This window comes from Dietzia sp. SYD-A1 (assembly GCF_015356725.1).
Classification (GTDB): domain Bacteria; phylum Actinomycetota; class Actinomycetes; order Mycobacteriales; family Mycobacteriaceae; genus Dietzia.
In genome coordinates, this window is the sequence record NZ_JADDKI010000163.1 from 1 (window position 1) to 6,735 (window position 6,735).

General features: G+C 69.5%; 5 protein-coding genes and 1 pseudogene. All 6 read left to right on the forward strand.

All coding sequences use genetic code 11. The annotated features are described in order from the left end of the window. Nucleotides 1-130 precede the first annotated feature (130 nt). Nucleotides 131-1,510: a replication-associated recombination protein A gene (locus tag IY392_RS07730; RefSeq protein ID WP_375292901.1), complete on the forward strand. Its 1,380-nt coding sequence runs from the start codon at nt 131-133 to the stop codon at nt 1,508-1,510. A gap of 85 nt (nt 1,511-1,595) precedes the next feature. Beyond that, a complete protein-coding gene (locus tag IY392_RS07735) occupies nt 1,596-1,751 on the forward strand; it encodes a hypothetical protein (protein WP_017836862.1) in 156 nt (51 codons plus the stop codon). A 187-nt stretch (nt 1,752-1,938) separates the two neighbouring features. Then, entirely contained in the window at nt 1,939-4,599 is a 2,661-nt protein-coding gene (gene alaS, locus IY392_RS07740; RefSeq protein WP_182613290.1) for an alanine--tRNA ligase, read from the forward strand. Beyond that, nucleotides 4,596-5,069, forward strand: a complete 474-nt coding sequence (gene ruvX / locus IY392_RS07745; RefSeq protein ID WP_107756539.1) for a Holliday junction resolvase RuvX — start codon at nt 4,596-4,598, stop codon at nt 5,067-5,069. Before alaS ends, ruvX begins: the two co-directional genes overlap by 4 nt. A 91-nt stretch (nt 5,070-5,160) precedes the next feature. Further along, a complete protein-coding gene (gene mltG / locus IY392_RS07750) occupies nt 5,161-6,333 on the forward strand; it encodes an endolytic transglycosylase MltG (protein WP_194860892.1) in 1,173 nt (390 codons plus the stop codon). Further along, nucleotides 6,323-6,735: pseudogene (locus IY392_RS07755) on the forward strand (shikimate dehydrogenase); the annotation flags it as partial. The gene mltG and the pseudogene IY392_RS07755, both read left to right, overlap by 11 nt.

The following is a 6,735-nucleotide window of genomic DNA, read 5'->3' on the forward strand; positions in this document are numbered from 1 at the left end:
GGACGGGAGGGGTACGGACTCAAGGTCTACCCCGTGGTGACGGGGCACACGCGGGTTCCACTCAACCCCATCGCGACGGGCCGGACCACCCGGACGGTCTGTTCGTCTCCTGATGTTCACCATCCAAGCGGTGTCGGGGTCCGTCGGTAGCCTGGGTCGCGTGAGCGAAGACGCAGGGTTGTTCGCGGCCGGGGATGCGCGACCGGGTCCGCGGGAGGGGTCTGTCCCGCAGGTCGACCCGGGATCTCCGCTGGCGGTCCGGATGAGGCCACGGACGCTGGACGAGGTGGTGGGACAGGAGCACCTCCTGCGACCCAACTCTCCGTTGCGGCGGTTGGTCGAGGGCCGGGGAGGGTCCTCGGTGATCCTCTACGGGCCGCCGGGGACGGGCAAGACGACATTGGCCAATCTGGTGGCCAGCACGTCCGGACGGCACTTCGTGGCGCTCTCCGCCCTGAGCGCCGGGGTCAAGGACGTCCGCGCGGTGATCGAGGACGCCCGGACGCGTCAACTCCACGGCCGCCGGACGGTGCTGTTCATCGACGAGGTGCACCGTTTCTCGAAGAGCCAGCAGGACGCGCTGCTGGCCGCGGTCGAGAACGGGATCGTGCTCCTGGTGGCCGCCACCACGGAGAACCCGCACTTCTCGGTGATAGCCCCGCTGCTGAGCCGCTCGCTCATCGCCGAGCTGCAGGGGCTGGACGCGGCGGGGGTGGCGACGGTGATCCGGCGGGCCGTCGCGGACGAGCGGGGCTACGGGGGTGCGCTCGAGGTGACCGACGCCGCCGTGGAGGACATCGTCCGGCTCTCCGGCGGCGACGCCCGGCGCAGCCTGACCATCCTCGAGGCCGCCGCGGGGGCCGCCGAGGACGCGGTGGTGACCCCGGAGACGGTCGAACTCAGCCTGGACGCGGCACCGGTGCGCTACGACCGTGACGGTGACCAGCACTACGACGTCACGAGCGCGTTCATCAAGTCGATCCGCGGATCGGACGCCGACGCGGCCCTGCACTACCTCGCGCGGATGCTGGTCGCGGGGGAGGACCCGCGATTCATCGCGCGGCGACTGATGGTGCACGCGAGTGAGGACATCGGCATGGCCGACCCCACCGCACTGCTCGCCGCCTCCGCCGCGTCGGAGGTCGTGCAGAAGGTGGGGCTGCCGGAATGCCGCCTCGCCCTGGCCCAGGCCACCATCCACCTGGCGACGGCGCCCAAGTCCAACGCCGTCATCTCCGCGATCGACGCCGCGATGGCCGACGTGCGCGCCGGTGGCGTCGGGGAGGTCCCGCGTCACCTCCGGGACGGTCACTACGCCGGGGCGAAGGGGCTGGGCAACGGCGTCGGATATCGCTACGCGCACCAGTCGCCGGCGGGGGTGGTGGCGCAGCAGTACCCTCCCGACGAGCTCGTGGGTCGGGACTACTACTCGCCCACCGGACACGGTTACGAACGTGACCTGCGCACGAGACTGACCCGACTGCGGGGCATCGTCCGCGGATCCACCTAGCTGCCCGGGTCGAAATATGTGAAACTCATGAGGCCTGTCTGAACGGGCGCAACATTCAAGTCGTCGAGCACTTTTCGGAGGAATCATGAGCGGAATCGCGAGCATCTTCTCGACCCTGGTCGGTGTGGCCACCTCGGTGGGCGTGTGGGGGACCGGCGCGCACAGCCTCGGTCTGCTTCCCCAGGAGGCGTTCATCACCGCCGCCAACTTCGGCATCATCCTGCCCCCGATGCCGCGCTGATACGGCTACTCGCGCGTCGTCAGATCGCCGGCCGGATCGCCGGCAGTCCCCTCGGCACGGTCCCCGCAGGCGGGGTCCGTGCCGAGGGCGTTCGAAGGCTCTTCCGGTCCGTTCCTCGACGCCGGAGTGCCGCCGGTAGGCTGAGCAGTCGTCCGACCACCTCCTCAAGACCCCAGTGAGGCCCCCTGTGCAGACCCATGAGATCCGGCGCCGATTCCTCGACCACTTCGTCAGGGCCGGACACGCCGAGGTCCCCAGCGCATCACTGGTACTGGACGATCCGAACCTGTTGTTCGTCAATGCGGGCATGGTCCCGTTCAAGCCCTACTTCCTGGGCCAGGAGACCCCGGAGCACGCCACCGCGACCTCCATCCAGAAGTGTGTGCGCACCCTCGACATCGAGGAGGTGGGCATCACCACACGCCACAACACCTTCTTCCAGATGGCCGGCAACTTCTCCTTCGGTGACTACTTCAAGGAGGGGGCGATCCGGCACGCGTGGTCACTGCTCACCTCGTCCGTCGATGACGGCGGGTTCGGTATCGACCCCGGGCTGCTGTGGGTCACCGTCTATCTCGACGATGACGAGGCGTATGGCATCTGGCGTGACGTGGTCGGCGTCCCGGAGGGCCGCATCCAACGTCGCGGGATGGCGGACAACTACTGGTCCATGGGTGTTCCCGGACCGTGCGGGCCGTGCTCGGAGATCTTCTACGATCGCGGCCCGGCCTACGGGGCGGAGGGCGGTCCGGAGGCGGATGAGGACCGCTACATCGAGATCTGGAACCTCGTGTTCATGCAGAACGAGCGCGGCGAGGGCACCGGCAAGGACGCGTTCGAGATCCTGGGCCCGCTGCCCAAGCAGAACATCGACACCGGGATGGGGATAGAGCGGGTCGCGTTCCTGCTCCAGGGTGTCGAGAACGTCTACGAGACCGACCTGCTCCGCCCGGTGATCGACACCGCCGAGCGTCTCTCCGGCAGCACCTACGGGGCGGACAGCGCCTCCGACGTACGTTTCCGGGTGATCGCGGATCACGCGCGCACGGCGTACATGCTGATCGCCGACGGTGTGACCCCCGGCAACGAGGGCCGCGGGTACATCCTGCGCCGCCTCCTGCGGCGAATCGTCCGCTCGGTCCGGCTGCTCGGGGCGGGCGGGGACACGATGGCCGAGTTGATGACCACAGTCAAGGACGCGATCGGCCCGTCGTTCCCCGAGACCGTCGCCGGGTACGAGCGCATCGAACGCATCGCCGTGGCCGAGGAGATCGCCTTCCTCAAGACCCTCGAGTCCGGCACCCAGCTGTTCGAACGCGCCGCGCAGGACGCCAGGAAGTCGGGGGCGGCGACCCTGTCGGGACGCCAGGCCTTCGCGCTGCACGACACGCACGGGTTCCCCATCGACCTCACGCTGGAGATGGCGGCCGAGGCCGGACTCCAGGTCGACGAGGCGGGCTTCCGGTCCCTGATGTCCGAGCAGCGGGCGAGGGCCAAGGCGGACTCGCGGTCCAAGAAGCACGCCCACGCCGACCTGTCGGTGTACCGCGACTTCCTCGACGCGGGCGAGACCGTCTTCACCGGATTCACCGAACTCACCGACGAGTCCACACTCCTGGGCATCGTGTCCGGCGGCGAATCCGTCCCCGTGGCCAGGGAGGGTGACAGGGTCGAGTTCGTCCTCGATCGCACCCCGTTCTACGCCGAGTCCGGTGGCCAGCTCGGGGACCGCGGCATGATCTCCACGGCCGGTTTCCAGATGCAGGTCGACGACGTCCAGAAGATCGGCAAGAAGCTGTGGATCCACAAGGGCGTCCTCACGGGAGGCGAGGTCGAGGCCGGCCAGCTCGTCACCGCGGCCGTCGACCCGGAGTGGCGCAAGGGGGCCACACAGGGCCACTCGGCCACCCACCTCGTCCACGCCGCGCTGCGGCAGATCCTCGGACCGGAAGCCGTCCAGGCGGGCTCGCTCAACAAACCGGGGTACATGCGGTTCGACTTCAACTGGTCGGGTTCCATCCCGGCGGACGTCCTGGCCCAGGTTGAGGAGATCACCAACGCCGCCGTCGACGCCGACTATCGCGTGAACACGATCGAGACCAGCCTCGACGACGCCCGCCGGATGGGCGCCATGGCACTGTTCGGCGAGAACTACGGGTCGCTGGTCCGGGTGGTGGAGATCGGCGGTCCGTTCTCGATGGAACTGTGCGGCGGAACCCACGTCGCCAGTTCCGCGCAGATCGGCCCGGTGAGTCTGCTGGGCGAGGCCTCCGTCGGCTCCGGTATCCGGCGGGTGGAGGCGTACGTCGGCATGGACGCCTACCGACATCAGGCCCGGGAACGTGCGCTCGTGTCGGGCCTGGCCACCTCGCTCAAGGCACCGGCCGAGGAGCTGCCCGACCGGGTGGCCGCGCTGACCGCGAAGTTGCGGGAGGCGGAGAAGGCCCTCGAATCGATGCGTGCCGCCCAGCTCGCCTCGCGGGCCGGGGACCTGCTGTCGGCGGCCGAGGACCTCGACGGGATCCGGCTGCTGACACACGACGACCCGGGAGGATCGGCGGGCGACCTGCGGACACTCGCATCGGACCTCAGGGGCCGTCTCGGCGGGGACGCCGGCGTCATCTTCCTCACCGCCGCGGGTTCCGACAAGGTCCCGTTCGTCATCGCGGTGAGCCCGGCCGCCCAGGAGCGCGGTCTGCGCGCGGGAGATCTGGTCAAGGCCATCGCACCGACGCTCGGGGCGCGGGGTGGTGGCAAGGCCGACATGGCACAGGGCGCCGGCACCGACCCGTCCGGCATCGATGCGGCCGTGTCCGCCCTGCGCTCCGCCGTCAGGGACGCCGGGTGACGGCATCCGACACCGGTTCCTCCGGATGGACCCGTGGACGTCGGATCGGGCTGGACGTGGGGACGGCACGGATCGGTGTCGCCTCGTGCGATCCCGACGGGATTCTGGCCACTCCTGTCGAGACGATTCGGGTCGCCAGTGGTGACCCCGACTGGACGGCGGAGGTGAGGCGCCTGGCTGAGCTTGTCGAGGAGCACGACGCGGTCGGCGTGATCGTCGGACTGCCCACCTCGTTGAAGGGACGGGACACCGCCTCGACGGCGATGGCGCGATCGTTCGTCACGGCGCTGTCCGCCGCCTCGCCGGGTCTCGACGTCGAGACGGTGGACGAACGACTCACCACCGTGACGGCCGGGGCCGCCCTGCACGGAGCGGGCAGGAACACCCGACAGCAGCGTGGCGTGATCGACCAGGCCGCCGCGGTGGTGCTGCTCCAGGCATGGCTCGACTCACGGCGCGCCCGCCGATGACGGGCGTCCCGACCCACCCGGCTGGATAAACTGACACGACGCACGATGCTGTCCGGCGGGCAGCTCCCTGAACCACCGGATAAGGAGCACGATGTCTGCGGCACGAGGACGCTCACGAACGAGTGGCACCATCCGGTTCATACTCCTCGCGGCCGTGGTCGGGGTGGTCCTGGCCTTCGCCGCGATGGTGTACCGGGCGACGAACAGCGAGATCTCGGCCGCGCCGGATTTCGAGGGCGGGGGTTCCGGTACCGCCCTGTTGCACGTCGAACCGGGTGACACCCTGGGAGTGGTCGGGGATCGCCTGTATGACATCGGCACCGTGGCCAGCACGCGGGCCTTCACGGGCGCAGCTTCCGGGACCTCGGTCGAGGGCATCCAACCGGGCTATTACCAGGTCCGTCAGGAGATGAGTGCCGCGTCGGCGGTCGAGGCCCTGTCCGATCCCCGCAGCAGGGTCGGCTTCATGGACGTCAATCCCGGTGGGCGGCTGCTCGACACGGTCGTGGTCGGCGGCGGCACCGAGAAGGGCATCTACACACTCATCGCCGACGCGACCTGCCTGCGGGACCTCGACCAGCCGGACGCCCCACCGGTATGCCGGCTTCCGCAGGAGATCGTCGACGCCGCCGTCCAGGCCGACCCCGTCGAACTCGGGGTGCCCGACTGGGCCATCAACGAGGTCCGCGGCGCCCCTGACCCGGTGCGTCGACTGGAGGGGTTGATCGCGCCCGGCGTTCACAACATCAACCCGCAGTCGGAGCCCGTGGAGATCCTCCGCCAGTTGATCGACTCGTCGACCGAGGCGTACGACGCCACCGGCCTCGTCCCCTCCGCCGAGAGGATCGGGTTGACCCCTTATCAGGTGGTCACGGCGGCGTCCCTGGTGGAGAAAGAGGGAACACTCGAGGATTTCGACAAGATCGCCCGGGTGATCCTCAACCGACTCGACGAGCCGATGCGCCTGCAGTTCGACTCGACGGTCAACTACGCCCTCGCCGACCAGGAGATCGCGACGACCGACGCCGATCGGGCCGCGGTCACGCCGTGGAACACCTACGCCATGGACGGGTTGCCCTACGGTCCGATCGGGTCTCCCGGCCTCGACGCGCTCCGGGCGATGGAGAACCCCGCGGAAGGACAGTGGAAGTACTTCGTCACGGTCGACATGCAGGGGACCACCCGATTCGCCGACGAGTACCCGGAGCACGAGCGATACCAGAGCGAGGCGATCGCGAACGGGGTCCTGTCCAGTGGGCGATAGCGCCGCGGACCGCTCGCCCCGGTCGGCCGCGGTACTCGGCCACCCTGTGGACCACTCCCTGTCCCCGGTCCTGCACGGTGCCGCGTACCGGGCGCTCGGCCTCGACGGGTGGACCTACGAGCGGATCGAGTGCACGGAGGCGCAACTGCCCGCCGTGGTCGACTCGTCTCCCGACCATCGTGTGGGGTATTCGGTGACGATGCCGAACAAGTTCGCCGCCCTCGGGTACGCGACCGAGGTCAGCGAGCGCGCCCGGATCGTCGGCAGCGCCAACACCCTCGTCAGGCGGGAGACCGGCTGGTTCGCCGACTGCACGGACGTCGACGGGGTGACCGGGGCACTCGCCGGGTTCGACGAGCTGCCCCCCGAACCGACGGCGGTCGTCCTGGGCGTCGGCGGGAC